This is a genomic window from Geopseudomonas aromaticivorans (genome assembly GCF_019097855.1).
GTDB classification, from domain to species: Bacteria; Pseudomonadota; Gammaproteobacteria; order Pseudomonadales; family Pseudomonadaceae; genus Geopseudomonas; species Geopseudomonas aromaticivorans.
Window position 1 is genome coordinate 32,343 of sequence record NZ_JAHRGL010000018.1, and the last position, 23,351, is coordinate 55,693.

24 protein-coding genes and 4 tRNA genes are annotated in these 23,351 nt (G+C 64.7%); 16 read left to right on the forward strand and 12 right to left on the reverse strand.

The features are described from left to right. Positions 1-102 precede the first annotated feature (102 nt). Positions 103-1,344 carry a tyrosine-type recombinase/integrase gene (locus KRX52_RS07825; protein ID WP_217681181.1) on the reverse strand — a complete coding sequence of 414 codons (1,242 nt, stop codon included), beginning with the start codon at positions 1,342-1,344 and terminating at the stop codon, positions 103-105. Positions 1,345-1,549: 205 nt separating this feature from the next. After that, on the reverse strand, positions 1,550-2,503 hold the full coding sequence (locus KRX52_RS07830; RefSeq protein WP_217681182.1) for a LysR family transcriptional regulator: 954 nt from the start codon (positions 2,501-2,503) through the stop codon (positions 1,550-1,552). A gap of 98 nt (positions 2,504-2,601) precedes the next feature. On the opposite strand from KRX52_RS07830, the gene KRX52_RS07835 reads away from it, so the two are divergent. Continuing rightward, positions 2,602-3,357 (forward strand): sulfite exporter TauE/SafE family protein, encoded by a 756-nt coding sequence (locus tag KRX52_RS07835; protein ID WP_217681183.1) that lies wholly within the window; start codon positions 2,602-2,604, stop codon positions 3,355-3,357. A 59-nt stretch (positions 3,358-3,416) separates the two neighbouring features. On the opposite strand, the gene KRX52_RS07840 is transcribed toward KRX52_RS07835, so the two are convergent. Then, a complete protein-coding gene (locus tag KRX52_RS07840; protein WP_217681235.1) occupies positions 3,417-4,763 on the reverse strand; it encodes a class II 3-deoxy-7-phosphoheptulonate synthase in 1,347 nt (448 codons plus the stop codon). Positions 4,764-4,902: 139 nt separating this feature from the next. Here KRX52_RS07840 and KRX52_RS07845 point away from each other — a divergent pair, with 139 nt between their 5' ends. Both KRX52_RS07845 and KRX52_RS07850 read left to right on the forward strand, forming a co-directional pair. Continuing rightward, the gene (locus tag KRX52_RS07845) at positions 4,903-5,649 is read left to right on the forward strand and encodes a spermidine synthase (RefSeq protein ID WP_254797458.1); all 747 of its coding nucleotides are present in this window, start codon (positions 4,903-4,905) and stop codon (positions 5,647-5,649) included. A 293-nt stretch (positions 5,650-5,942) separates the two neighbouring features. Next, a complete protein-coding gene (locus KRX52_RS07850) occupies positions 5,943-7,625 on the forward strand; it encodes a DEAD/DEAH box helicase (RefSeq protein WP_217681185.1) in 1,683 nt (560 codons plus the stop codon). A gap of 124 nt (positions 7,626-7,749) precedes the next feature. Here the strand turns inward: KRX52_RS07850 and KRX52_RS07855 are convergent, their stop codons facing one another. Continuing rightward, entirely contained in the window at positions 7,750-8,517 is a 768-nt protein-coding gene (locus KRX52_RS07855; RefSeq protein ID WP_217681186.1) for a DODA-type extradiol aromatic ring-opening family dioxygenase, read from the reverse strand. A gap of 110 nt (positions 8,518-8,627) precedes the next feature. Between KRX52_RS07855 and KRX52_RS07860 the strand changes: the two genes are divergently transcribed. Further along, entirely contained in the window at positions 8,628-9,284 is a 657-nt protein-coding gene (locus KRX52_RS07860) for a thiopurine S-methyltransferase (protein ID WP_217681187.1), read from the forward strand. Positions 9,285-9,327: 43 nt separating this feature from the next. Here the strand turns inward: KRX52_RS07860 and KRX52_RS07865 are convergent, their stop codons facing one another. The 4 genes from KRX52_RS07865 to KRX52_RS07880 form a co-directional block, all read right to left on the reverse strand. After that, positions 9,328-9,975 (reverse strand): DUF2959 domain-containing protein, encoded by a 648-nt coding sequence (locus tag KRX52_RS07865; RefSeq protein WP_217681188.1) that lies wholly within the window; start codon positions 9,973-9,975, stop codon positions 9,328-9,330. Positions 9,976-10,079: 104 nt separating this feature from the next. Next, entirely contained in the window at positions 10,080-10,955 is an 876-nt protein-coding gene (gene htpX, locus KRX52_RS07870; protein WP_217681189.1) for a protease HtpX, read from the reverse strand. 90 nt (positions 10,956-11,045) lie between these two features. Continuing rightward, a complete protein-coding gene (locus KRX52_RS07875; protein ID WP_217681190.1) occupies positions 11,046-11,498 on the reverse strand; it encodes a hypothetical protein in 453 nt (150 codons plus the stop codon). 46 nt (positions 11,499-11,544) lie between these two features. Then, entirely contained in the window at positions 11,545-12,756 is a 1,212-nt protein-coding gene (locus KRX52_RS07880; protein ID WP_217681191.1) for a pyridoxal phosphate-dependent aminotransferase, read from the reverse strand. 169 nt (positions 12,757-12,925) lie between these two features. Between KRX52_RS07880 and msrB the strand changes: the two genes are divergently transcribed. Both msrB and KRX52_RS07890 read left to right on the forward strand, forming a co-directional pair. Further along, on the forward strand, positions 12,926-13,321 hold the full coding sequence (gene msrB / locus KRX52_RS07885) for a peptide-methionine (R)-S-oxide reductase MsrB (RefSeq protein ID WP_217681192.1): 396 nt from the start codon (positions 12,926-12,928) through the stop codon (positions 13,319-13,321). A gap of 229 nt (positions 13,322-13,550) precedes the next feature. Next, a complete protein-coding gene (locus KRX52_RS07890) occupies positions 13,551-14,453 on the forward strand; it encodes an ATP-binding protein (RefSeq protein WP_217681193.1) in 903 nt (300 codons plus the stop codon). Positions 14,454-14,498: 45 nt separating this feature from the next. On the opposite strand, the gene KRX52_RS07895 is transcribed toward KRX52_RS07890, so the two are convergent. Then, on the reverse strand, positions 14,499-15,173 hold the full coding sequence (locus tag KRX52_RS07895) for a glutathione S-transferase family protein (RefSeq protein WP_217681194.1): 675 nt from the start codon (positions 15,171-15,173) through the stop codon (positions 14,499-14,501). Positions 15,174-15,443: 270 nt separating this feature from the next. Here KRX52_RS07895 and KRX52_RS07900 point away from each other — a divergent pair. The 4 genes from KRX52_RS07900 (at position 15,444) to KRX52_RS07915 (ending at position 15,945) form a co-directional block, all read left to right on the forward strand. Then, positions 15,444-15,519: transfer RNA gene (locus tag KRX52_RS07900), tRNA-Glu, on the forward strand. Between the two features lie 5 nt (positions 15,520-15,524). Continuing rightward, a tRNA-Gly gene (locus tag KRX52_RS07905) sits at positions 15,525-15,600 on the forward strand. 93 nt (positions 15,601-15,693) lie between these two features. Further along, positions 15,694-15,769: transfer RNA gene (locus tag KRX52_RS07910), tRNA-Gly, on the forward strand. Positions 15,770-15,869: 100 nt separating this feature from the next. Continuing rightward, a tRNA-Gly gene (locus KRX52_RS07915) sits at positions 15,870-15,945 on the forward strand. A gap of 100 nt (positions 15,946-16,045) precedes the next feature. On the opposite strand, the gene KRX52_RS07920 is transcribed toward KRX52_RS07915, so the two are convergent. Beyond that, entirely contained in the window at positions 16,046-16,456 is a 411-nt protein-coding gene (locus KRX52_RS07920; protein ID WP_217681195.1) for a PA2817 family protein, read from the reverse strand. 151 nt (positions 16,457-16,607) lie between these two features. Here KRX52_RS07920 and KRX52_RS07925 point away from each other — a divergent pair, with 151 nt between their 5' ends. The 3 genes from KRX52_RS07925 (at position 16,608) to queF (ending at position 19,231) form a co-directional block, all read left to right on the forward strand. Continuing rightward, entirely contained in the window at positions 16,608-17,537 is a 930-nt protein-coding gene (locus KRX52_RS07925) for an ABC transporter ATP-binding protein (protein WP_217681196.1), read from the forward strand. After that, positions 17,538-18,317, forward strand: a complete 780-nt coding sequence (locus tag KRX52_RS07930) for an ABC transporter permease (RefSeq protein ID WP_217681197.1) — start codon at positions 17,538-17,540, stop codon at positions 18,315-18,317. 83 nt (positions 18,318-18,400) lie between these two features. Further along, positions 18,401-19,231, forward strand: a complete 831-nt coding sequence (gene queF, locus KRX52_RS07935) for an NADPH-dependent 7-cyano-7-deazaguanine reductase QueF (RefSeq protein WP_217681198.1) — start codon at positions 18,401-18,403, stop codon at positions 19,229-19,231. A 61-nt stretch (positions 19,232-19,292) separates the two neighbouring features. Here the strand turns inward: queF and KRX52_RS07940 are convergent, their stop codons facing one another. Continuing rightward, entirely contained in the window at positions 19,293-19,559 is a 267-nt protein-coding gene (locus KRX52_RS07940) for a DUF4404 family protein (protein ID WP_217681199.1), read from the reverse strand. A 213-nt stretch (positions 19,560-19,772) separates the two neighbouring features. On the opposite strand from KRX52_RS07940, the gene KRX52_RS07945 reads away from it, so the two are divergent. The 3 genes from KRX52_RS07945 (at position 19,773) to rssC (ending at position 22,347) form a co-directional block, all read left to right on the forward strand. Continuing rightward, on the forward strand, positions 19,773-20,474 hold the full coding sequence (locus KRX52_RS07945; RefSeq protein WP_217681200.1) for an MlaA family lipoprotein: 702 nt from the start codon (positions 19,773-19,775) through the stop codon (positions 20,472-20,474). Positions 20,475-20,677: 203 nt separating this feature from the next. Then, a complete protein-coding gene (gene rssB / locus KRX52_RS07950; RefSeq protein WP_217681201.1) occupies positions 20,678-21,868 on the forward strand; it encodes a two-component system response regulator RssB in 1,191 nt (396 codons plus the stop codon). Continuing rightward, positions 21,865-22,347: an anti-sigma factor antagonist RssC gene (rssC, locus tag KRX52_RS07955; protein WP_217681202.1), complete on the forward strand. Its 483-nt coding sequence runs from the start codon at positions 21,865-21,867 to the stop codon at positions 22,345-22,347. Before rssB ends, rssC begins: the two co-directional genes overlap by 4 nt. A gap of 65 nt (positions 22,348-22,412) precedes the next feature. On the opposite strand, the gene tal is transcribed toward rssC, so the two are convergent. Continuing rightward, on the reverse strand, positions 22,413-23,339 hold the full coding sequence (gene tal, locus KRX52_RS07960) for a transaldolase (protein ID WP_217681203.1): 927 nt from the start codon (positions 23,337-23,339) through the stop codon (positions 22,413-22,415). Between the last annotated feature and the right edge of the window lie 12 nt (positions 23,340-23,351).

Genomic DNA, 23,351 nt, shown 5'->3' on the forward strand with positions numbered 1-23,351 from the left:
ACTACGCCCTCCCAGGCGCTCCCACTTCCTGAATAGATCGGCCAGCCGGGTGGGTGGGAAATCCGCTTTTCGCCCCGTCGGGCTAGGCTGGCCGGTGCTCGGTTAGGCGCGCTTGTTGAAGTCGCCTTGAATGACGTTGGCCGCTGGTGGTGTGGTGGCGTACTTCGCCCAGTCTGCCATCAATGCGCGGCGCTTTTCGATGAAGTCCGACCGGGAATAGGCGGCCTCGGTCTGGTCGCGTTCGTCATGGGCTAGCGCCAGCTCGCAGACTTCGCGGGGGTAGTGGGTGCGCTCGTTTGCCCAGTCGCGGAAGGTGGAGCGGAAGCCGTGGGCGGTAATGTCGGCCAGCCCCCGGCCATGCAACAGGGTGCGGAATGCGTTTTTGTGCATGACGCCAGTCTTAAAGCCGGCTCCGGGAAACAGGTACGGGCTGCCCTCGATTCGCGGCAGGGCTTCCAGCAGTTCGACCACTTCGGGCGCCAGGGGAATATCGAAGGCTTGGCGCATTTTCATGCGCTCGGCAGGCAGCGACCAGACGCCCGCCTTCAAATCGAACTCCGACCACTCGGCAAAGCGGACCATGTGCGCGCGGGCACCAGTCAGAATCAGCAGGCGCAGTGCCAGGGCGTCACGGTCTTGGCTTTGCGCCAGCTTCACCATAAGGCCGGGAATGTCGCGCCAGTGTAGGGCGGGCATGTGTTCGCGCTTGCTGGCCTTTTTCTTGTCGGCCTTGCTCAGCAGGTTTTCCAGATGCCCGCGCCAGCGTGCCGGGTTGTCGCCGTCGCGCAGCTTGTGGGCCTTGGCGGCATCTAGCACGCGCTCGATTTGCCCGCGCACCTCATCAGCCGTGCGGGTCTTGGTGGCCCAGATCGGTTGCAGTACGCGCAGGACGTGTTCCGTTTCGATGGCGCTGGCCGGCAGCTTGCCGATAACAGGGAAGGCGTAAGTTTCCAGCTTGAAGCGCCAGCCCTTGCGCCATTGATCCGACCAGCCAGCCCCGTGCGCCTCTATGTACTCCAGGGCCAGCACCTCGAACGGGCGGCGGTTGGCTTCCTGCTGGCGCTGGACTTCGCGCTGGCGCTCGCGCTCGGCGTCACGGGCGGCCATCGGATCGGCGCCAGTGGCCAGCAGCTTGCGCTGATCGGCGCAGGCGATGCGGGCGGCCTTAAGGCTCACCTCGGGGAAGCTCCCCAAGCCCATCTCCCGGCGCTTGCCGTTGAGCTGGAAACGCAGCACCCACGACTTCCCCCCGCTGGCCTTAACGACAAGGCGCAGGCCGTCGCCGTCTTCATAGGTGCCCGGCTCTGTCAGGTTCTCGACTTGCTTGGAATTCAGCTTGCCCATTCCGGCCTCCACTGGTGGGGGAACAGAAACCGTTCCCCCACTTGTTCCCCCACTTAGCGCCCGTATGGGGCTGGTATTCGGTGGGCTTGAGTGGACGCATATTAGGCTGAAAGCCGCGTGGAATCTAGGGTGTAGTGGAGGTCGGCAGAAGCAGCCGGAAGACAGAAAGCCCGGCCTAGCGCCGGGCTTTTGCGTTTTTGCGCGCCTATTTGCCGAGGCCAGCCTGCAGAGCCAGATCCCAGGGCGGCAGCGGGCCGAAGCGATTCCTCAGGAACTCCAGCAGCAGGCGGGTGCGCGACGCCGCGGGCTGCGGCAGGCGTAGGGCATAGATGCCGCTGGGCTCGGCCGGCGGCAGGCCGTCGTCGCAGAACAGTGGCACCAGTTCGCCGCGCAGCAGGTAGTCGCTGATCAGCCAGGTCGGCAGGTGGGCGATGCCGAGTCCGGCGAGGGCGGCACACAGCAGGGTTTCCGCGTTGTTGGCGGTCATGCGCAGGCGGCCCGGGCGGATCGAGCGGCTCTGGCCGTCGAGGATGAAGCGCCAGGCATGGGGCGGCGCCAGGACGTCCCAGTCGAGGCCGTCATGCTCGGGCAGCTGGCGCGGGTCGGTGGGCGTGCTGCGGCGTTTGAGGTAGTCGGGGCTGGCGCAGGCGATGCGCAGCATTGGCGCCAGCGGCGTGGCGACCAGGCGGGTGTCGGCCAGTGGGCCGATGCGCAGCACCAGGTCGACCTGGCCGAGGTGCTCGCCCTGCAGGTCGACGAAGCTGTCGATCAGGCGTAGCTGCACATCCAGACCCGGGTAGGCGACGAGGAATTCGGCGATGGCGGGTGCCAGGTGGCGTCGGCCGAAGGGCGCCGGCGCGTCGATGCGGATCAGTCCTTCCGGCGCGCTACTCAGCGACACCGCCTCGGCCCGCGCCAGGCGCAGTTCGTCGAGGATGCGCCGGGCGCGTTCGGCGAAGGCCTGGCCGGCCGGGGTGGCCTTCACTGCATGGGTGCTGCGCTGGAACAGGGCTGTGCCAAGTGCCTGCTCCAGGGCGTCGATGCGACGCGCCACCGCCGAGGGGGTAAGCTGCTGGCGGCGGGCTGCGGCGGAAAAACTGCCGCAGGCCAGTACGTCGAGGAACAGGTCGAGCTGACCGGTCAGGGAGTCGGGACTCATTGGCAACCTGCTATGCGGAAAGTGCATAGCCATTGTGCGTGGCTTTGCGTTTCCCGGCCAGAGGTGCCTGCGTAGCATGCTGCTTTTGCGGAGGCATGATGACTCTACTGCAGTTTTTCTTCGATGTTGCTCTGGGCCTGCTGCTCGGCACTCTGGGCGGGTTGTTCGGCATCGGTGGCGGGTTGCTGGCCATTCCGGCGCTGGGCCTGCTGTTCGGCCTGGACCAGCAGCTCGCTCAGGGTACGGCGCTGGTGATGGTGGTGCCCAATGTGTTGTTGGCGCTTTGGCGCTATCACCAGCGCAACCGTATCGACTGGAGGCATGCTCTGTTGCTGGCGCTGTCTTCGTTCTGCCTGGCCTGGGTCGGCTCCGCGGTGGCGGTGGGCTTGGATGCCGGGGTGATGCGTCGCGGTTTCGTCGGCTTCCTGCTGGTGCTGGCGGCCTGGAATCTGGTGCAGCTGTTCCTGCGCCCGGGCGCAGGAACTACCGAGCTGAGTCGCCCGTGGCCGTGGCTGGGTGTGCTTGGGGGTGGGGCGGGCTTGCTTGGCGGGTTGTTCGGCGTCGGCGGTGCGGTGCTGGCGACGCCGATCCTGACTTTGCTGTTTGGCGTGTCCCAGGTGGTGGCACAGGGCATGTCACTGGCGCTGGCGGCGCCGAGCACGGCGGTGACCCTGATCACCTACGCAGCGCACGGCCAGGTCGCCTGGTTGACCGGCATACCCCTGGCGGTCGGCGGCCTGCTCAGCATCAGCTGGGGAGTGAAGCTGGCGCATGTGTTGCCGCAGCGCTTGCTGCGCGTGTTGTTCACCCTGTTCCTGCTGTTGTGTGCGCTGCTGCTGGGGCTCAAGGCCTGAGCGCTGTCTGGCTGGAGCAAGGGTAGGGAGCGCCACGCGCACCGCTACCCTTGGCTGGGTCAGCGACGGATCTGCTTCAGTGTGTCGGCGATCAGGAAAGCCAGCTCCAACGACTGATCGGCGTTGAGGCGCGGGTCGCAGTGGGTGTGGTAGCGATCCGAAAGTCCGGCTTCGGTGATCGGGCGGGTGCCGCCGATGCATTCGGTGACGTTCTGCCCGGTCATTTCGATGTGGATGCCGCCGGGGTAGCTGTTCTCCGCTTGGTGTACCTGGAAGAACTGCTTCACCTCGTTCAGCACCTGGGCGAAGTCGCGGGTCTTGTAGCCGCTGCTGGCCTTGATGGTGTTGCCGTGCATCGGGTCCGAGCTCCACAGCACCTGGCGGCCTTCGCCCTGCACGGCGCGGATCAGGCGCGGCAGGTGCTGCTCGACCTTGTCGGCGCCCATGCGCACGATCAGGTTGAGGCGGCCCGGATCGTTGTCCGGGTTGAGGATGTCGATCAGGCGGATCAGCTCGTCGCTGGCCATGCTCGGGCCGACCTTGACGCCGATCGGGTTGCCGACGCCGCGCAGGAACTCGACGTGGGCGCCGTCCAGCTGGCGGGTGCGGTCGCCGATCCACAGCATGTGCGCCGAGCAGTCATACCAGTCGCCGGTCAGGCTGTCCTTGCGCGCGAAGGCCTGCTCGTAGTTGAGCAGCAGGGTTTCATGGGCGGTGAAGAAGCTGGTTTCGCGCACCTGCGGGGCGTTCTCCAACCCGCAGGCGCGCATGAAGGCCAGGGTCTCGTCGATGCGGTCGGCCAGCTGGCCGTACTTCTCGGTCAGCTCGGCGCTGGCGATGAAGTCGAGGTTCCACTGGTGCACCTGGTGCAGGTCGGCGAAGCCGCCCTGGGCGAAGGCGCGCAGCAGGTTGAGGCTGGCGGTAGACTGGTGGTAAGCCTGCAGCAGGCGCTCTGGGTCCGGCACCCGGTTCTTCTCATCGAAGCCGATGCCATTGACGATGTCGCCGCGGTAGGCGGGCAGGGTCACGCCGTCGATGCTCTCCTCGCCGGAGGAGCGCGGCTTGGCGAACTGGCCGGCCATGCGCCCGACCTTGACCACCGGGCAGCCGGCGGCAAAGGTCATGGCGATGGCCATCTGCAGCAGCACCTTGAAGGTGTCGCGGATCTTGCCGGCGGAGAACTCGGCGAAGCTCTCGGCGCAGTCGCCGCCCTGCAGCAGGAAGGCGCGGCCCTGAGTGACTTCGGCGAATTGCCGGCGCAGCTCGCGCGCCTCGCCGGCGAACACCAGTGGTGGATAGCCCGCGAGGGTCTGCTCCACGCGCGCCAGGTGGGCGGCATCGGGGTACACGGGTTGCTGCTGGATCGGCTTGCTTCTCCAGCTTTCGGGGCTCCAGGTCTGGCTCATCGAACGGCTCGGCTTGCGGATGGCGAATGTTTTCATGTTAACCGATCGGATGCAGCCTCGGGGGTGATGGTTCCGATAGCCTCACTGCATCGATGCGCCGCAGTCTGCTAGGATGCCGGGCAATTTCCAGGGGGACGAGATGAGCGAATACCATCAGCTGGCCGAGGTGCACGACGACTACGGGGTGATCCGTGTGGTGCAGGCTGGCGACTATCGCTTTCTCGAGTTCGGCGAAGATGTCGAGCAGAGCTGCAGCTATGTTCCCGATCCGGCCTGGCTGGAGTACGACTACACCCGCGCGATGCTGCTCGGTGCGCTGCTGCCCGAACGCGCAGAGCGCGCGCTGTTCCTCGGTCTGGGTGGCGGCAGTCTGACTACTACCTGCCTGAAATTCCTGCCGCTGCAGGCGGTGGAGGCGGTCGAGCTGCGTCCGGCCGTGCCGCAGCTGGCGCGCGAGTTCCTCGGGCTGGCGGATGATCCGCGGCTGACCATCATTATTGGCGATGCGCGCACCCGCCTGTCCGATTGCGCGCCGGCCGACCTGATCTATCTGGATCTCTATACCGACACCGGGCCGGCGCCGGCCCACATCGCCTGGGGCTTTCTCGAGGCCTGCCGCGCGCAGCTGCGCCCCGGCGGCTGGCTGGTCATCAATCAGTGGAGTGGCACTGATGGCAAGCCCTTGGGGGCGCCCCTGCTGCGCGGGCTGTTCCGCCACTGCTACTGGGAGTGTCCGGTCACCGAGGGCAACGTCATCCTGTATGTGCCGGCCGACGGTGAGCAGGAACTGGACACCGAGCGTCTGCGCCAGCGTGCCGCCGCGCTGGCGCCGCGCCTGGGTTATGGCTTGAGTCGCCATATCGATGCGTTGCGCCCGGCAAGCTGAGCGCTCTGCGCCGGGTTTTTCCGGATGTGCGGGGCAAAAATAGCGCGACTCGGCACATATTTTGCGTTATTATGCGCGCCGGCTTTGACGCGCCCTGTTCAAACTCTGCACCATCAGGAAGCGCTGCTTCCGCCGTGCGTCCGTCTCCACGGACACCTCTTGACGAACTATCCTTTTCACGCGATTTCGCAAATCCCCGCCGACCAGGCTGCCAGGGTGACCCTTTGGGTCTTGCTTTTGGCTGGCGCAGCGCTGGCCATGGGTCTTTGCGGATGTACATGAGGCAAATACCCATGACCGAAACTATCGTTGGCGGCTTCGCCGCGCTCAATCTTCACCCGGCTGTGCTTTCCGCAATTACTGCGGTGGGCTACGAAGAGCCGTCCGCCATCCAGGCCCAGTCGATTCCGGTAATCCTCGCCGGCCACGACATGATCGGCCAGGCGCAGACCGGTACCGGCAAGACCGCGGCCTTCGCCCTGCCGCTGCTGTCGCTGCTCGATCCGGCCCGCCGCGAGCCGCAGATCCTCATCCTGACGCCGACCCGCGAGCTGGCCCTGCAGGTCGCCGCGGCCTTCGAGCGCTATTCCAGCGACATGCCTGGCGTGAAGGTGCTGGCGGTGTACGGCGGCGCGCCCATGGGGCCGCAGCTCAAGGCTCTGCGCCAGGGTGCCCAGGTAGTGGTAGCGACCCCGGGACGCCTGTGCGACCACCTGCGTCGCGACGAGAAGCTGCTGGCTACCGTCGATCGCCTGGTCCTCGACGAGGCCGACGAGATGCTCAAGCTCGGCTTCATGGAAGACATCGAGTCGATCTTCCAGGCTCTGCCGGAAAGCCGCCAGACCGTGCTGTTCTCCGCGACCCTGCCGGCCTCGATCCGTGCCATCGCCGAGCGCAACCTGAAGTCCCCGAAACACGTCAAGATCGCCACCAAGACCCAGACCGTCGAGAGCATCGAGCAGGCCCACCTGATGGTGCATGCCGACCAGAAGCAGGCCGCCGTGCTGCGTCTGCTGGAAGTCGAGCAGTTCGATGCGCTGATCGGCTTCGTGCGCACCAAGCAGGCCACCCTCGACATCGCCGAGATGCTCGAGCGCAACGGCTACCGCGCTGCCGCGCTGAACGGCGACATCGCCCAGGCCCAGCGCGAGCGTGTGGTCGAGTCGCTCAAGGACGGCACCTTGGACATCGTGATCGCCACCGACGTCGCCGCCCGCGGCCTCGACGTGCCGCGCATCACCCATGTGTTCAATATCGACATGCCGTACGACCCAGAGTCCTACGTACACCGCATCGGCCGTACCGGCCGTGCCGGGCGTACCGGTCGCGCACTGCTGCTGGTGACCCCGCGCGAGCGCCGCATGCTGCAGGTGATCGAGCGCGTCACCGGGCAGAAGGTCGCCGAGATCAAGATGCCGGATGCCGAAACCGTCCTGGAAGCCCGTCTGCAGCGTCTGACCAACAGCCTCAAGCCGCTGCTGGAAGGCGCCGAGGCCGCCCGTGGCGAGATCGGTGTCGAGCTGTGCCGTCGCCTGGAGTGCACTCCGGAGCAGCTGGCTGCCGCCCTGCTGGCCAAGTTGACCCAGGGTCAGGCTCTGGATTTGGAAAGCGTGCGGCGCGAACAGCCGGCAGCCCCGGCTCCGGCCCGCGAGCGTCCGGCTGGCGACCGTCCTGAGCGTACCGGCGAGCGCAGCGGCGAAGCCCGTCCGCGCCGTCCGATGGAGCCGCTGGCCGAAGGCCGCGTGCGCTGCCGCACCGCGCTGGGCAAGCGCGACGGTATCGCCGCCAAGAACCTGCTCGGCGCCATCATCAACGAGGGCAAGCTGGTCCGCGAGGCTATCGGTCGCATCCAGGTGCGCGAGACCTTCAGTCTGGTGGAGCTGCCGGAGGAGGGCCTGGAGCGTGTACTGGGTCGCCTGAAGGAAACCCGCGTCGCCGGCAAGGCCCTGCGCCTGCGTCGCTATCACGAAGAGTGATGATCGCGTGACAGCAAAACGCCCCGCCTAGTGCGGGGCGTTTTTGTTTGTGTCGTCGACGGTCGTCTGCTATCTGCTGCTGGGCTTCTCTGCTTCTCTGCTCCGGCGGCAGGTTGGCAGGCGGTCAGCCGAAGCGGTAGATATCCATGCCGAGGGTGCCCTTATCGAAGCCCTGATGCTCGACGTGGAACTCCCCGCCGGCGCCGCGGGCGAAGAACAGCGGCAGCAGGTGCTCGTCACTCGGGTGGCTGCGCACCGCCCAGGGTGCCTGCTGGCGGTAGTCGTGGAGGGCGGACTCGTCGCCGCTGGTCAGGTGTTCGACAATCCAGTCGCGAAACTCGCGGGCCCACGGTTCGACCACTTCCGGGCCGGCATTCCAGTCCAGATCGCGCAGATTGTGGGTGATGCTGCCCGAGCCGATCAGCAGGATGTCTTGCGCGCGCAGCTCGGCGAGCAGACGGCCGAGTCGGGTCTGCAGCGCTGGCCCCTGGTGGCTGGGCAGCGACAGCTGCACGACAGGAATGTCGGCATCCGGATACATCAGTCTCAGCGGCACCCAGGCGCCATGATCCAGCGGGCGCTGCGGGTCGAGCTGCGCCGGCAAGCCGGCTTTCTCCAGCAGTTCGCGAATCTCCATGGCCAGCTGCGGCGCGCCCGGCGGTGTGTAGTCGAGCGCGTAGAGCGCCGGCGGGAAGCCGTAGAAGTCGTGCCAGGCCTGCTGTTGCTGCGCGGAGGTCAGGCGCAGGTCACTGGTTTCCCAGTGGGCGGAAACCACCAGAATGGCCTTGGGGCGTGGCAGCTCGCGGGCCAGGCGGGCGAGCTGTCGGCCGGTGTCGCCCGGTTGCAGGGCGACCATCGGCGAGCCGTGGGAAATGAACAGACTGGGCAGCATGGCAGGTGTCTCCGGATGACTATGTTGCTATCTTCGGGAGACGAACCATCGAAATCCAGTATAAGTTTTCGACCATTAGGATCGAATCAGGCAATCAAAGGGAGACCACGATGCACGAGGAGTTCTGGCAGGCGCGCTGGGCGCGCAACGAAATCGGTTTTCACTGCAGCGAGGTGAATCCGTCGCTGCAGAAGTACTGGCCGGCGCTGCAGCTGGCGTCCGCCAGCGAGGTGCTGGTGCCGCTGTGTGGCAAGAGCCTGGACATGCCCTGGCTGGCCGTCCAGGGGCATGCGGTGCTGGGCGTGGAGCTGGCGGAGCGGGCCGTGCAGGACTTCTTCGCCGAGCAGCAGCTGGTGGCGCAGGTTGGCACCGATGGCGCCTTGCGCAGGTATCAGGCGCAGGGCATTGCCGTGCTGCAGGGGGACTTTTTCGCCGTCACGCCAGCGCAGACAGCGGGTTGTACCGGCTATTACGACCGCGCGGCGCTGATCGCCCTGCCGCCGGAGATGCGCCGTCGCTACGTGGCCCAGCTGCAGGCGCTGCTGCCGAGTGGCTGCCATGGGCTGCTGGTGACCATCGATTATCCGCAGGAGCAGAAGGACGGCCCGCCGTTCGCAGTCAGCGATGCCGAGGTGCACGAGCTGTATGGCGGAGGCTGGAAGGTCGAGCTGCTGGAGGACACCGATGTGCTGGCGGACAACGCCAAGTTCGGCGCCCAGGCGGTGACTGAGCTGCGCCAGCGGGTGTATCGGCTGGTGCGTCGCTAGCGACTCCGACGAATGCCGGGGCCGCCACTGGCCTGGGTAGTCGTCAGTTGCTGCTCTGCAGGCGCCGCATGAAGGCATCGGACTCGTCGATAGCACGCTGCATGTCGCGCAGCAGCTGGTCGACGTTGCCCTGCAGGGTGCGGTATTCGCCCTGCAGCGAGCCAATCGCGCGGGCGTTGAGGTTGTGCTTGAGAAACAGCACCTGGTCGTGCAGCACGCTAAGTACCGGCTCGATACGCCGTTCGGCTGTCTTCATGCGCTGGAGCAGGGTGCGGTAGTCCTGGCGGGTGCGGGCCAGCTCGCGGGCACTGGCGCTGCGCAGGCTGGCGTTGCTGTACTGCGCCAGCTCGCCCTCCCATTCGTCGAACAGCGCTTCGGCCACGTCCTCGACGGCGGCGATGCGCTGATGCACGGCCTTGGCGCTGTCTTCGCTGGCGCGGTATTCGCTGTCCAGCGCGTTGTAGCGCTCCTCCAGCTCGCCACCGTTGACCTGCACCACGCTGCGGTAGCGCTCCAGCGCATCGCGGAACTGCTGCTTGGCTTCCACCTGGGCGTCACGTGCTTCCTCGACGCGGTCGGCGAGAATGTCGCGCTTGTGTACGCCGACTTTTTCCATGGCGCTGTAGTAGGCGCTCTGGCAGCCGGTCAGCAGGAGCAGGGCGGCGAAGAAGAGGGAGGCAGTGCGGCGCATCGGGAGCTTCTCGCGGGGGATAACGGGGACATGGTAACCAGCGGACAAGAAAAGGGCGACTTGCGTCGCCCTGTCCCGGGGTAAAACTTCGACCCGCTTGGCAATCAGTGACCGCGCTGGCGCAGGGCCTCGATGCGGTCTTCCAGCGGCGGGTGGGTCATCAGCAGGCCTGCCAGGCCATGCTTGAGGCCGCCGTTGATGCCAAACGCGGTCATGCTTTCCGGCATGTGAACCGGCACGCCCTGTTCGGCGCGCAGGCGCTGCAGCGCGGCGATCATCGCCCCGGTGCCGGCCAGGTCGGCGCCGGACTCGTCGGCGCGGAACTCGCGTTTGCGCGAGAACCACATGACGATGATGCTGGCGAGGATGCCCAGCACCAGCTCGGCGAAGATGGTCGCCACGAAGTAGCCGATACCCGGGCCTTCCTCGTTCTTGAGGATCACCTTGTCGACGAAGTTGCCGAAGATGCGCGCGAAGAACATCACGAAGGTGTTCACCACGCCCTGGATCAGCGACAGGGTGACCATGTCGCCGTTGGCCACGTGACCGATCTCGTGGGCCAGTACGGCCTTCACTTCGTCCGGCGAGAAGCGCTCGAGCAGGCCCTGGCTGACCGCGACCAGCGCATCGTTCTTGTTCCAGCCGGTGGCGAAGGCATTGGCCTCGTAGGCGGGGAAGATGCCGACCTCGGGCATCTTGATCCCGGCATCGCGGGACAGTTGCTCGACGGTCTGCAGCAGCCACTGCTCGTGGCGGGTGCGTGGCTGGCTGATGATTTCGGTGCCGGTGCTCATCTTCGCCATCCACTTGGAGATGAACAGCGAGATCAGCGAGCCGGCAAAACCGAACACGGCGCAGTAGACCAGCAGGCTGCCGTAGTTCTGGCCGGTGAAGCGGTCGACTCCGAGCAGCTTGAGGGTGATGCTGGCAATTACCAGTACGGCCAGGTTGGTGGCCAGGAACAGCAGAATACGCATCATGATGAAAACCGTCTCCTTGCGGCAGAGTCGCGATGAGTCTGAGCGGCTATATAAGGGAGCGCGCGGGGTTATTACAACCCGGGCGCTATTTCAAACTGTGTCGCCTGCCGGTTTGGAGTCGGAATTGAGCAGTTGGCGGGCCAGATTGGCCAGGCGTTCGCCATCGTTGCTGGCGAGGCATTCCTGCAGTTGGCGGGCCAGCGTGCTGCGCACCCGCAACGCATTCGGCGGCAGGTCGGAGCCTTGCAGTGGCGCATCGGCAATGCGCGTGGACAGGCGCAGGAAGCCTTTCTCGCTCAACACCACCTGCTCGACAGCCTCGTGGTTGAGGGTGCCGGCATGGCGCAGGTAGCCTTCCTCGCCGAGCCAAAGCAGGGTGCCCAGGCAGCTCTGGTGGCGGACGGCAGGCAGGCCGTACTCGTCAGGCTCGTGGTAGCCGATCAGGTCGTCGATGTAGAGGGTGGTCTTGCGCGGAAACGCCCGGTAGAGCGCGAGCAGGGCGCGGCTGGCGTCCTGGTAGAAGTCGTCGATCTGTAGATCCATGCTGTGGACTCGCGTCTGCCGCCCCGCAGGGCGGCAGATCGACAGGTTACTGGCGGTAGCCCTTGATGAAGTTGCCGATGCGGCCGATGGCCAGCTCGAGGTCGTCGACCCGCGGCAGGGTGACCACGCGGAAGTGGTCCGGCCACGGCCAGTTGAAGGCGGTGCCCTGGACGATCAGCAGCTTTTCCTGCAGCAGCAGGTCGAGGACGAACTTTTCGTCGTTGTGGATCGGGCAGACCTTGGGGTCGATCTTCGGGAAGGCGTAGAGCGCGCCCATCGGCTTGACGCAGCTGACCCCGGGGATGTCGTTGAGCAGCTCCCAGGTGCGGTTGCGCTGCTCGTACAGGCGGCCATGGGGCAGGACCAGGTCGTTGATGCTCTGGTAGCCGCCCAGCGCGGTCTGGATCGCATGCTGCGCCGGCACGTTGGCGCACAGACGCATGTTGGCGAGGATGTCGAGGCCCTCGATGTAGCCGCGCGCCTTGTGCTTGGGGCCGGAGATGATCACCCAGCCGGAGCGGAAGCCGGCCACCCGGTAGGATTTGGACAGGCCGTTGAAGGTCAGGCACAGCACGTCCGGGGCCAGCGAAGCGGTGGAGATGTGCTCGGCGCCGTCGTAGAGGATCTTGTCGTAGATCTCGTCGGAGAAGATCACCAGATTGTGCTGGCGGGCGACCTCGATGATCTCTTCCAGCACTTCCTTGGGGTACACCGCGCCGGTGGGGTTGTTCGGGTTGATCAGCAGCAGCGCCCTGGTGTTGCGAGTGATCTTGGCCTTCATGTCGGCGATGTCGGGATACCAGTTCGACTGCTCGTCGCACAGGTAGTGCACCGCCTTGCCGCCGGCCAGACTGGTGGCGGCGGTCCACAGCGGGTAGTCGGGTGCCGGGATCAGCACCTCGTCGCCGTTGTTGAGCAGGGCCTGCAGGGCCATGACGATCAGCTCGGACACGCCGTTGCCGAGGTAGATGTCCTCGATGGTGACGCCTTCGATATTTTTCTGCTGGCAGTACTGCATCACCGCCTTGCGCGCGCTGAACAGGCCCTTGGAGTCACTGTAGCCCTGGGAGATCGGCAGGTTGCGGATCACGTCCTGCAGGATTTCCTCCGGCGCCTCGAAACCGAACGGCGCGGGGTTGCCGATGTTCAGCTTGAGGATGCGGTGGCCTTCATCTTCGAGGCGCTTGGCGTGCTTGAGTACCGGCCCGCGGATGTCGTAGCAGACGTTGGCGAGCTTGTTGGATTTGCTGACCTGCATGGTGGGACCCCGATCTAACCAGCGCCCGCCTCGGCGCTGGCTCAAGTCGTCCGGGGGCGGCTTGGCAGGCTCGATGGCGGGTGACAGACTGAAAGCTACGCATCATACGGCTGCCCTGTGCCCGGTGAAAGGGAAGGCGCCGGCTTTTTTCCACGGCGAGGTGAATTACATGCAAAAGGTCGAAAAGCCTCTGGACGAGTGGCGCGAGGAGCTGTCGGAGAGCCAGTTCCAGGTCTGCCGCCTGAAGGGTACCGAGCGCGCCTTCAGCGGTGAGTACTACCGGTGCAAGACTCCGGGGGTGTATCACTGCGCCTGCTGCGACGAAGCCTTGTTCGACTCGGAGGCCAAGTTCGATTCCGGTTGCGGCTGGCCAAGCTATTTCCAGCCGGTTTCCGCCGCGGCGCTGCGCCAGGTGGAAGACTTCAGCCACGGCATGCACCGCATCGAGGTGCTTTGCGCGCGCTGCGATGCGCACTTGGGGCACGTGTTCCCGGACGGTCCCGCGCCGACCGGTCTGCGCTACTGCATCAACTCCGTGGCCCTGCGCCTCAAAGCGCGTGAGTAAGGTAATGCATTCAATAGGCTTGCTAGTCTATTGAATGCATTGATTATTTTTCTGAAGTTAAAGTGTTTTGTGAAGTAGGGCAGTCAGGTAGGCCTGCCTGAAAGGGTGTCAATGGCTGAAGAGAATACCCCTATAAGCTTCTGACACGCTGGGCTAGGCCGCAGGATGGCTGATCCTGTCGCTGCGCCGGCGTTGTGTGTGTGTCGCGGTTCATGTCGAGGGAGTGTGCGTGGAAAATCGTCTGAGTGAGTTTCTTGATCGCGTCGAGCAGGTGCTCGAGCGGGTACAGCCGCTGCTGCCGGATGCGCTGCCGGTCATCGACTGGACGGTCTGCCTGGCGGCGCGCTGGCAGCGCATGGGGCAACATGGCGGGCTGCGGCCGCTGCAGGTGCGTTTGGATCTGCATCTGCACGACCTGCTGGGCGTGGACCGCCAGCGGACCCAGCTGGAGGGCAATACCCGCCAGTTCGTTCGCGGTCTGCCGGCCAACCATGCGTTGTTGTGGGGCGCACGCGGCACTGGCAAGTCGTCGCTGGTGCGGGCGCTGCTGGCCGAGTACGCCGAGGCCGGGCTGCGGCTGATCGAGATCGAGCGCGACGACCTGGCCGATCTGCCGCGGGTGGTCGAGCAACTGACCGGTCTGCCGCAGCGTTTCGTGCTGTTCTGCGATGACCTGTCTTTCGAGTCCGGCGAGGGCGACTATCGGGTGCTCAAAAGCGTGCTGGACGGCTCGCTGGAGCAGGCGCCGGACAATGTGCTGCTGTACGCCACCTCCAACCGCCGTCACCTTGTGCCTGAACGGCAGCGCGACAACCTGGATTGGCAGCAGGTGGATGGAGAAGTGCATCCGAGCGAGGCGGTGGAAGACAAGGTTGCCCTGTCGGACCGCTTCGGCCTGTGGCTGTCCTTCTATCCCTTCACTCAGCCGGAATACCTGCAGGTGGTGCACCACTGGGTGGCGGTACTGGCCGCGCGGGCCGGGTTGAAGTGGAGTTGGAGTGACGAGCTGGAAAAGGATGCGATCCGCTGGGCCACGGGGCGCGGCAACCGCAATGGTCGTTGTGCCTACCAGTTTGCCCGCCACTGGGTGGGGCTGGCGCTGCTCGAGGGTGGCGACGAACAGCGGCAATGATGCAGGGCGGGTCCGGGCGCCGGTTGCCGCCCGGACCTGGCTGGCTCAGGCCGGTGCTTGGGCACGGGCCAGCAGTTTTGCCAGCAGGCTGCACTCGTCCGGCAGTACGCCCTTGACGCTGTCGCGCCCGCACAGGCGTGCCTGCAGGGCGGCCAGTCCCGGCCAGCGGCTGGCATCGACATGTTCGCCGCCGTGCTGCAGGTTGATCAGTTGGGTGGCGAATGCCAGGTCGGCCATGCTCAGGCGGTTGTCGACGAAGTAGTCGGCAGCGCCCAGAGCCTTCTCCAGATAGTCGAAATGCTTCGGCAACTTCTCCGTCAGGGCTTCCTGCACGGCTTCCTCATTGCAGGGCTTGCCCATGGTCAGGTTGAGTGCGCGGTTGCGGAATACGCAGAAGGTGGTCAGCGGAGCCAGTTCATAGTCGGCATACTTTTCCAGCCAGTGAATGCGCGCGCGTTCGGCTGGTGTGCTGCCATACAGACGGGCGGTCTGCGGATACTGCTCCTCGATGTACTGGGCGATCACCCCGGAGTCGGCTAGGGCAAGGTCGCCGTCCTTGAAGCCGGGTATGCGTCCCAGGGGGCTGATCTCGAAGAACCAGTCGGGCTGGCTGAAGGGCGCGATGATTTCCAGTCGATAGTCCAGGCCCTTTTCCGCCAGCAGCAGACGGACCTTGCGGACGAAGGGAGAAAGAGTGGCGCCGTAGACGGTCATGCTCATGCGGGGTCGATCCTTATCATCGGATTAGATTCCTGTTTATAGCATGCGGGCGGCTGACCGAGGTTTGCGGTAGTTCGGGGAGGGTGGGGTTTCCTCGCAACCCATTGATTTGGAAAAAAATTTCAAAAGGGGTTGACGCATTGGCAGGCGCTTTCTAGAATGCGCGCACTTCCGAAGCAAAGCGTAAACGACGAAGCGAAAGCTGAGTAAAAACTCTGTTAGGAAGGTTGGAAAATGTGGCAGTCAAAGCTGTTATAAGTTCCAGGCCGCGTCCCCTTCGTCTAGTGGCCTAGGACACCGCCCTTTCACGGCGGTAACAGGGGTTCGAGTCCCCTAGGGGACGCCACTTTTGCGGGAATAGCTCAGTTGGTAGAGCACGACCTTGCCAAGGTCGGGGTCGCGAGTTCGAGTCTCGTTTCCCGCTCCAAATTCAACGCCGCGCGCAAGCGTGGCGAGATCCATAGGCGAAAGCTGAGGGTCAGCAGGTGGTAACACGCCTGAACAGCCCGAAAGGGTTATTGCGGGAATAGCTCAGTTGGTAGAGCACGACCTTGCCAAGGTCGGGGTCGCGAGTTCGAGTCTCGTTTCCCGCTCCAGATATTCAGGGATGCCACCGCAGGGTGGCATCTTTGTTCCCAGGCCTTGAGCCTCGGGAGCAGCAGGCGGAAAAGCGCCTGAACACCCGAAAGGGTCATTGCGGGAATAGCTCAGTTGGTAGAGCACGACCTTGCCAAGGTCGGGGTCGCGAGTTCGAGTCTCGTTTCCCGCTCCAAATTCAAAGACGCCACCTTCGGGTGGCGTCTTTTTTTGTGCGTGCTTTTTGGCGCAAAGCCTCCCCCAGCAGCATGCGTGCCGGGGGAGGCGCTTGGCTGTCAGTGGCGCGGGCTGTCGTCCGGCAGGGCGAGCAACTGCTTTTCCAGCTCCCAGTTGAATTCTTCGCCATGCTCTTCGGCGCTGAAGCGGCGCTCGTCGAGTTGCTGGTACAGCTCGATCTCCTCGTCCGGCATGTAGTGCAGGCAGTCGCCGCCGAAGAACCACAGCAGGTCGCGCGGGATCAGGTGGGCGATCTGCGGATAGCGATGGAATACCTGGACAATCAGTTCCTGGCCCTGCGCCATGGCGTCCTCGGGCTGGCGCGGCAGCTCGGCCAGCAGCTCGTCGAAGCGCTCGAGAAACAGCGCGTGATTCTCTTCCGGCACCTGTTCGGCTTCGCCCAGGGCGGCCAGGATGGTGCGCAGATGGACGAGCAGGGCAAGGTGATGGTCGATGTAGGTGGTGGCCATGGCAGGATCCGGCAGTAAAACGGCGGGCGAGTATAGCAGCTGTAGCCGGTGCGATTAGCGCCCGCAAACCTGGGTGCCGGCGGGCTTGGAGGTTGCATTTGGGGTTGCAAACCCCTATGTAGTGCACTCGATTTTCCGCGCGTGCTTCCCCATGACCTCCGCATTGACCATCCGTCAGTTGACCAAGACCTATGGCAACGGCTTCCAGGCCCTCAAGGGCATCGACCTGGACGTTGCCGAAGGCGACTTCTTCGCCCTGCTCGGCCCCAACGGGGCGGGCAAGTCCACCACCATCGGCATCCTCTCCACTCTGGTGAACAAAAGCGGGGGCACCGTTGAGGTGTTCGGCCATGACCTAGACCGCGACCCCTCCGGACTCAAGCGCTGCCTAGGCGTGGTGCCGCAGGAGTTCAACTTCAACCAGTTCGAGAAGGCCTTCGACATCCTCGTCGCCCAGGCCGGCTACTACGGCATTCCGGCGCGCATCGCTGGCGAACGGGCCGAGCAGTACCTGACCGAGTTGGGGCTGTGGGACAAGCGTGACGTGCCGTCGCGCATGCTTTCCGGCGGCATGAAGCGTCGCCTGATGATCGCCCGCGCGCTGATCCATCAGCCGCGCCTGCTGATCCTCGACGAGCCGACCGCCGGCGTCGACATCGAGCTGCGCCGCTCGATGTGGACCTTCCTCACAGAGCTGAACCGCCAGGGCATCACCATCATCCTCACCACGCACTACCTGGAAGAGGCCGAGCAGCTGTGCCGCAACATCGGCATCATCGACCACGGCCGCATCGTCGAGCACACCAGCATGCGCGAGCTGCTGATGAAGCTGCATGTCGAAACCTTCCTGTTCGACCTACGCAATCCGCTGCAGCGTGCACCGCAGCTGGTCGGTTACCCGGCCAGGCTGGTCGATCCGCTGACCCTCGAGGTGCAGGTGGAGAAGAGCCAGGGCATCAACGACCTGTTCGCCCAGCTCGCCGCGCAAGGGGTCGAGGTGCTCAGCCTGCGCAACAAGACCAACCGCCTGGAGGAGCTGTTCGTCTCCCTGGTGGAAAAGAATCTCGCCGGAGGCCAGTGAATGTCTGTCGAATTGCGTGCCAATTGGGTAGCGCTGCAAACCATCGTGCGCAAGGAAGTACGCCGTTTCACCCGCATCTGGCCGCAGACCCTGCTGCCGCCGGCGATCACCATGGTTTTGTACTTCGTCATCTTCGGTAACCTGATCGGCCGGCAGATCGGCGGGGTGGGCGGGTTTTCCTACATGGAATACATCGTTCCCGGTCTGATCATGATGTCGGTGATCACCAACTCCTACGGCAACGTGGTATCGAGCTTCTTCGGCGCCAAGTTCCAGCGTTCGGTCGAGGAGCTGCTGGTGTCGCCTGCCTCCCCGCATGTGATTCTTGTCGGCTTCGTCCTGGGCGGCGTGCTGCGCGGGCTGGCGGTGGCCGCCATCGTCACGGCGCTGTCGCTGTTCTTCACCAACCTGCAGGTGCACCATGCCGGTGTCACGGTGATGGTGATCCTGCTGGCCGCGACCATCTTCTCGCTGTGCGGCTTCGTCAATGCGGTCTACGCGCGCAACTTCGACGATATCTCGATCATCCCGACCTTCGTGCTGACGCCGCTGACCTACCTGGGCGGGGTGTTCTACTCGATCAGCATGCTGCCGCCGTTCTGGCAGACGGTGTCGTTGGGCAACCCGATCCTGCACATGGTCAACGCCTTCCGCTACGGCATCCTCGGCGTGTCCGACATCCATATCGGTACCGCCATCGGCCTGATGCTGCTGGCGGCGGTGATGCTGTACACCGTCTGCTACCAGTTGCTCAGTCGCGGCATCGGCATGCGCCAGTAGGGTAGGCGGGTGGCCGCCGGGCGGGCTTGCCTTTGCTGCTCGCGGCCGTCACGCTTTAGCACTTTCTCATGAGCGAGTACTTCATGGCGCAAGACGTCCATCACTCCCCGCTGGGCAAGGCCACCGAGTACGTGGCCGAGTATGCCCCCGAGCTGCTGTTCCCCATCCCGCGCACGGCCAAGTGGCTGGAGCTGGGTATCGATCCGGCGGCGCTGCCGTTCCAGGGTGTCGACCTGTGGAACTGCTATGAGCTGTCCTGGCTGACGGACAAGGGCAAGCCGGTGGTGGCCATCGGCGAGTTCGCCATCCCGGCGCATTCGCCCTGCATCATCGAATCCAAGTCGTTCAAGCTGTACCTCAACTCGCTGAACCAGACCCGCTTCGCTGGCCGCGAGGCGCTGGTCGAGGTGCTGGCGCGCGATCTTTCGGCGGCGGCCGGTGCGCCGGTAGCCGTGCGCGTGCGCACGCTGGACGAGGTGGCGGAGGAGGGCGTGGCACGGCCGGCCGGCGAGTGTATCGACGGGCTGGACATCGCCATCGACCATTACGGCCCGCCGGATGCTGGCCTGCTGCGCTGCGATCGCCAGCGGGTGGTCAGCGAGACCCTGCACAGTCAGCTGCTCAAGTCCAACTGTCCGGTCACCGGCCAGCCGGACTGGGGCACGGTGGTGATCGACTACACCGGTCCGGCTCTGGATCGCGCCGCACTGCTGGCCTACGTGGTGTCGCTGCGCATGCATGGCGATTTTCACGAGCAGTGCGTCGAGCGCATCTATCTCGACCTCAAGGCGCTGCTGGCGCCCGAGCGGTTGACCGTGCATGCGCGCTACGTGCGCCGCGGCGGGCTGGATATCAACCCCTACCGCAGTAGCCACCCATTTGCCGCGGACAACCGGCGCCTCGTGCGCCAGTAGCGTCGCGGATATAAAAAAGCCGGCCTGTCGATCAGGCCGGCTTTTTTGTCACCGTCGCAATTCAGATGCCCATGTTGGCCAGGCTCTGCAGGATCGAGCGCAGGCTCACCGCCAGGGTCGGGTGGCTCACCTCGAAGCGCTCCACCGCCAGATTGACACCGTCGATCAGGCCGGCGTCCGGTTCGCTGGCGATCTCTCGGGCCAGCTGCACTTCGATTTCACCCATCAGTTCGATCAGGGCGGCCTTGTCCTCGACGCTCAGTGGCGGATCCTCGGCCAGCTGGTTGCGCAGGTCTTGCAGTTGTTGCTGGAGTTCGCGTGCGGGCATGGTGTGCTTCCTTCTACATAACCTTTGAGGGGAAGATTAACCTACTGCGCGACCTGGCGGCTAATCCCGGTCAATGGGGCGCGCCGGCGGTCGCGGGGCTGGTCATGGCTGGCGCGCAAGGGCTGCAAAAAATATCCGGAGGCATATACTGCGCAGCTGTCAGCGGTTGCCGCCTTGATCCGGTCGGCCACGCGCTTTTAAGGAGAAATGTACATGCGCGATCATTGCGCGAATGGCTTGGCTCGTTCCCTGCGTCTGCTGGCGGTTGCCGGCCTGGCGCTGTTGCCGGTGGCTGCCCATGCCAGCGATGAAGACCCCTGGGAAGCGTTCAATCGGCCGATCTTCAAGTTCAACGATACCCTCGACACCTATGCGCTGAAGCCGCTGGCGCAGGGCTATCAGGCGGTCACCCCGCAGTTCCTCGAGGACGGCATCGGTAATGTCTTCGCCAACATCGGCGAGATCAACAACTTCGCCAACAACGTGCTGCAGGGCAAGTTCCACGATGCGGGCGTCGATACCGCGCGCTTCGTGTTCAACACCCTCGGCGGCGGGCTGGGCTTCTTCGATGTCGCCACCCATGCCGGCCTGCAGCGCAACGACGAGGACTTCGGGCAGACGCTGGGCGCCTGGGGCATTTCCAGCGGTCCCTACCTGATGCTGCCGTTCTTCGGCCCGAGCACTCCGCGCGATGCCGTGGGACTGGTGCCGGACGGCTATGCCGGTCTGAAGGGCAGCATCAGTCACGTGCCGACCCGCAACAGCGTGTGGGCCGTTGACGTGGTCGATAGTCGCGCCGAGCTGCTGTCGGCCGAGAAGGTCATCAGCGGCGACAAGTACCTGTTCATCCGCAATGCCTATCTGCAGAACCGTGAGTTCAAGGTGCAGGACGGCCAGGTCGAAGACGACTTCTAAGAGTAGGGCGCCTGCCGGCCAAGACGCGGGACTTGGTTGCGGCACAAGGGTGCTGTAAGCAGTTGTGTCGGCAGCGGGCGCCCGTCTTGAACCCCGTTGCCGATGCGAGTAGTGTCGTGCGCCATATGTCGCATTCTCCGCTTGCCGATATATGGCCAATACGTCTTCCGAGCCGCCTGCGGCGCCGTTTGTCTGGACGATTCATGCACACAATCAGTGCCAAGCTGCTGGTCATCGATGACGACGATGCGGTACGCACCAGTCTGGTCGTCTATCTCGAAGATGCCGGTTTCTGCGTGCTGGAGGCTGCCAATGGCAGCCTCGGACTGCAGATGTTCGAGTTGGAACAGCCCGACCTGGTGATCTGCGATCTGGGTACGCTGCAGCCCGAGGGGCTGGAGCTGATCCGTCGGATCATAGAGCATGGTAGTGACATTCCCGTGATCGTGATTTCTGCCGCGGGCGTGATGAGCGACGCGGTCGAAGCGCTGCGCATGGGAGCGGCCGATTACCTGGCCAAGCCACTGGACGATCTGGCCATGCTCGAGCATTCGGTGCGCCGCGCGCTGGACCGCGCGCGGCTGCGCCAGGAAAACCGTCGCTACCGGGAACGCCTCGAGACGACCAATCGCGAGCTGCAGGCCAGTCTGAGCCTGCTGCAGGAAGACCAGAACGCTGGTCGTCACGTGCAGATGAACATGTTGCCGGAAACGCCCTGGTGGGCGGACGGCTACCAGTTCGCTCACCAAATCATTCCGTCGCTGTACCTCTCCGGCGACTTCGTTGACTATTTCCGCGTCGACGATCGACGGATTGCCTTCTACCTGGCCGACGTCTCCGGTCACGGGGCCTCATCCGCGTTCGTCACCGTGTTGCTCAAGTTCATGACCACCCGCCTGCTCTACGAGTCGCGTCGGCATCGCAGTCGGCCGTTGCCGGAGTTCCACCCCTCCGATGTACTGGCGCACATCAATCGTGGCCTGATCAACTGCCGGCTGGGCAAGCACGTGACCATGCTGGGCGGGGTGATCGACGAGAGTACCGGCAAGCTGACCTACAGTATCGGCGGCCATCTGCCGTTGCCGGTGTTCTATAGTGACGGTCAGGCGCGCTATCTCGAGGGCCGTGGCCTGCCGGTCGGGCTGTTCGAAGAGGCGACCTACGAAGATCACGAGCTACAGTTGCCGGAGGCCTTCAGTCTGTCGCTGTTTTCCGACGGTATCCTCGACCTGTTGCCGGGCGACACCCTGAAGCAGAAGGAAGCGGCGCTGCCACAGCTGGTTGCCGAGGCCGGCGGCACTCTGGAGGGGCTGCACCGGGTGTTCGGGCTGGCCAACCTGCGGGAGATGCCGGATGATATTGCCTTGCTGGTGCTGAGCAGGAAGGGTGCATGAGTACGGGTAAGATCCAGTTTGCCGAGCAGGAAGGTACATTCGCGCTGAAGTTTGTCGGTGAAGTCCGCCTGACCTTGAGTTCGGCTCTGGATGCCACCATCGAGACGATCTTCGGTGCGCGGAATTTCACAACCATCATCATCGACTTGACGGAAACTTCGAACATAGACAGTACGACGCTCGGCCTGCTGGCCAAGTTGTCGATCCTGTCGCGGCAGAAGGTCGGCCTGCTGCCGACGCTGGTGACCACCAATCCGGACATCACGCGGCTGCTGGAGTCGATGGGTTTCGACCGGGTGTTCAACATTGTCGAGACGCCGGTCCCCTGCCCGGAGTGTCTGCACGAGATGCCGGCGCAGGATGTGTCCGAGGAGCAGGTCAAGGCCAAGGTGCTGGAAGCGCATCGCATCCTCATGGAGCTGAACGAGCACAACCGCGCCGCCTTTCGCGATCTGGTCACTGCACTGGAAAGTCACTGACCTGAGCGTCTGGATAATGAAAAAGCCGCGCCCAGGGCGCGGCTTTTGCGTTTCCGCGCCTGGACTCAGGCCTTGCTGGCCAGCAGTGCTTCCAGCTTTTCCTGATCGCGAGCGAACAGGCGGATGCCCTCCGCCAACTTCTCGGTGGCCATGGCGTCCTCGTTCATCCGCCAGCGGAAGCCGCTTTCGCTCAGCGTTTCGCGCGCCTCGGCGGCAGTGCCCGGAGCCAGCCTGCGTGGCAGTTCGCCTGCATCGGCGGCCAGTTGCTGCAGCAGCTCGGGGCTGATGGTCAGGCGGTCGCAGCCGGCGAGCTGCTCGATCTGGCCGATGTTGCGGAAGCTGGCGCCCATCACCACGGTCGAATAGCCGTTGGCCTTGTAGTAGTTGTAGATGCGCGTTACCGACTGCACGCCGGGATCCTCGGCGCCGACGAAGTCGCGACCTTCGGCCTTCTTGTACCAGTCGTAGATGCGCCCGACGAAGGGTGAGATCAGGAACACGCCAGCATCGGCGCAGGCCTGGGCCTGGGCGAAGCTGAACAGCAGGGTCAGGTTGGTCTGGATGCCGTCGCGCTCCAGCTGCTCGGCGGCGCGGATGCCTTCCCAGGTCGAGGCCACCTTGATCAGTACCCGCTCGCGGCCGATGCCTGCAGCCTCGTACAGACCGATCAGGCGCTTGGCGCGCTCGATGCTGGCCTGGGTATCGAAGGACAGGCGCGAGTCCACCTCGGTGGAGACTCGCCCCGGGATCACCTGCAGGATTTCGCTGCCGACGGCGACGGCGAAACGGTCGCAGGCCAGGCCCAGATCCTGCCCGGCGCCGGAAATGGCCGCCTGCAGTTGCTCGGCATAGCGCGGCAGCGCGGCGGCCTTGAGCAGCAGCGAGGGGTTGGTGGTGGCGTCCACCGGCTGCAGGCGGGCGATGGCGTCGAAGTCGCCGGTGTCGGCGACCACGGTGGTGTACTGCTTGAGTTGCTCCAGCTTGGATGACATCAGACAAAACCC

Excerpts from the sequence above, each read along its gene's own strand:
- KRX52_RS07825 (WP_217681181.1), bottom strand. The coding sequence starts at position 1,344 with ATGGGCAAGCTGAATTCCAAGCAAGTCGAGAACCTGACAGAGCCGGGC.
- KRX52_RS07830 (WP_217681182.1), bottom strand. The coding sequence starts at position 2,503 with ATGAGTCCCGACTCCCTGACCGGTCAGCTCGACCTGTTCCTCGACGTA.
- KRX52_RS07835 (WP_217681183.1), top strand. The coding sequence starts at position 2,602 with ATGACTCTACTGCAGTTTTTCTTCGATGTTGCTCTGGGCCTGCTGCTC.
- KRX52_RS07840 (WP_217681235.1), bottom strand. The coding sequence starts at position 4,763 with ATGAGCCAGACCTGGAGCCCCGAAAGCTGGAGAAGCAAGCCGATCCAG.
- KRX52_RS07845 (WP_254797458.1), top strand. The coding sequence starts at position 4,903 with ATGAGCGAATACCATCAGCTGGCCGAGGTGCACGACGACTACGGGGTG.
- KRX52_RS07850 (WP_217681185.1), top strand. The coding sequence starts at position 5,943 with ATGACCGAAACTATCGTTGGCGGCTTCGCCGCGCTCAATCTTCACCCG.
- KRX52_RS07855 (WP_217681186.1), bottom strand. The coding sequence starts at position 8,517 with ATGCTGCCCAGTCTGTTCATTTCCCACGGCTCGCCGATGGTCGCCCTG.
- KRX52_RS07860 (WP_217681187.1), top strand. The coding sequence starts at position 8,628 with ATGCACGAGGAGTTCTGGCAGGCGCGCTGGGCGCGCAACGAAATCGGT.
- KRX52_RS07865 (WP_217681188.1), bottom strand. The coding sequence starts at position 9,975 with ATGCGCCGCACTGCCTCCCTCTTCTTCGCCGCCCTGCTCCTGCTGACC.
- htpX (WP_217681189.1), bottom strand. The coding sequence starts at position 10,955 with ATGATGCGTATTCTGCTGTTCCTGGCCACCAACCTGGCCGTACTGGTA.
- KRX52_RS07875 (WP_217681190.1), bottom strand. The coding sequence starts at position 11,498 with ATGGATCTACAGATCGACGACTTCTACCAGGACGCCAGCCGCGCCCTG.
- KRX52_RS07880 (WP_217681191.1), bottom strand. The coding sequence starts at position 12,756 with ATGCAGGTCAGCAAATCCAACAAGCTCGCCAACGTCTGCTACGACATC.
- msrB (WP_217681192.1), top strand. The coding sequence starts at position 12,926 with ATGCAAAAGGTCGAAAAGCCTCTGGACGAGTGGCGCGAGGAGCTGTCG.
- KRX52_RS07895 (WP_217681194.1), bottom strand. The coding sequence starts at position 15,173 with ATGAGCATGACCGTCTACGGCGCCACTCTTTCTCCCTTCGTCCGCAAG.
- KRX52_RS07920 (WP_217681195.1), bottom strand. The coding sequence starts at position 16,456 with ATGGCCACCACCTACATCGACCATCACCTTGCCCTGCTCGTCCATCTG.
- KRX52_RS07925 (WP_217681196.1), top strand. The coding sequence starts at position 16,608 with ATGACCTCCGCATTGACCATCCGTCAGTTGACCAAGACCTATGGCAAC.
- KRX52_RS07930 (WP_217681197.1), top strand. The coding sequence starts at position 17,538 with ATGTCTGTCGAATTGCGTGCCAATTGGGTAGCGCTGCAAACCATCGTG.
- queF (WP_217681198.1), top strand. The coding sequence starts at position 18,401 with ATGGCGCAAGACGTCCATCACTCCCCGCTGGGCAAGGCCACCGAGTAC.
- KRX52_RS07940 (WP_217681199.1), bottom strand. The coding sequence starts at position 19,559 with ATGCCCGCACGCGAACTCCAGCAACAACTGCAAGACCTGCGCAACCAG.
- KRX52_RS07945 (WP_217681200.1), top strand. The coding sequence starts at position 19,773 with ATGCGCGATCATTGCGCGAATGGCTTGGCTCGTTCCCTGCGTCTGCTG.
- rssB (WP_217681201.1), top strand. The coding sequence starts at position 20,678 with ATGCACACAATCAGTGCCAAGCTGCTGGTCATCGATGACGACGATGCG.
- rssC (WP_217681202.1), top strand. The coding sequence starts at position 21,865 with ATGAGTACGGGTAAGATCCAGTTTGCCGAGCAGGAAGGTACATTCGCG.
- tal (WP_217681203.1), bottom strand. The coding sequence starts at position 23,339 with ATGTCATCCAAGCTGGAGCAACTCAAGCAGTACACCACCGTGGTCGCC.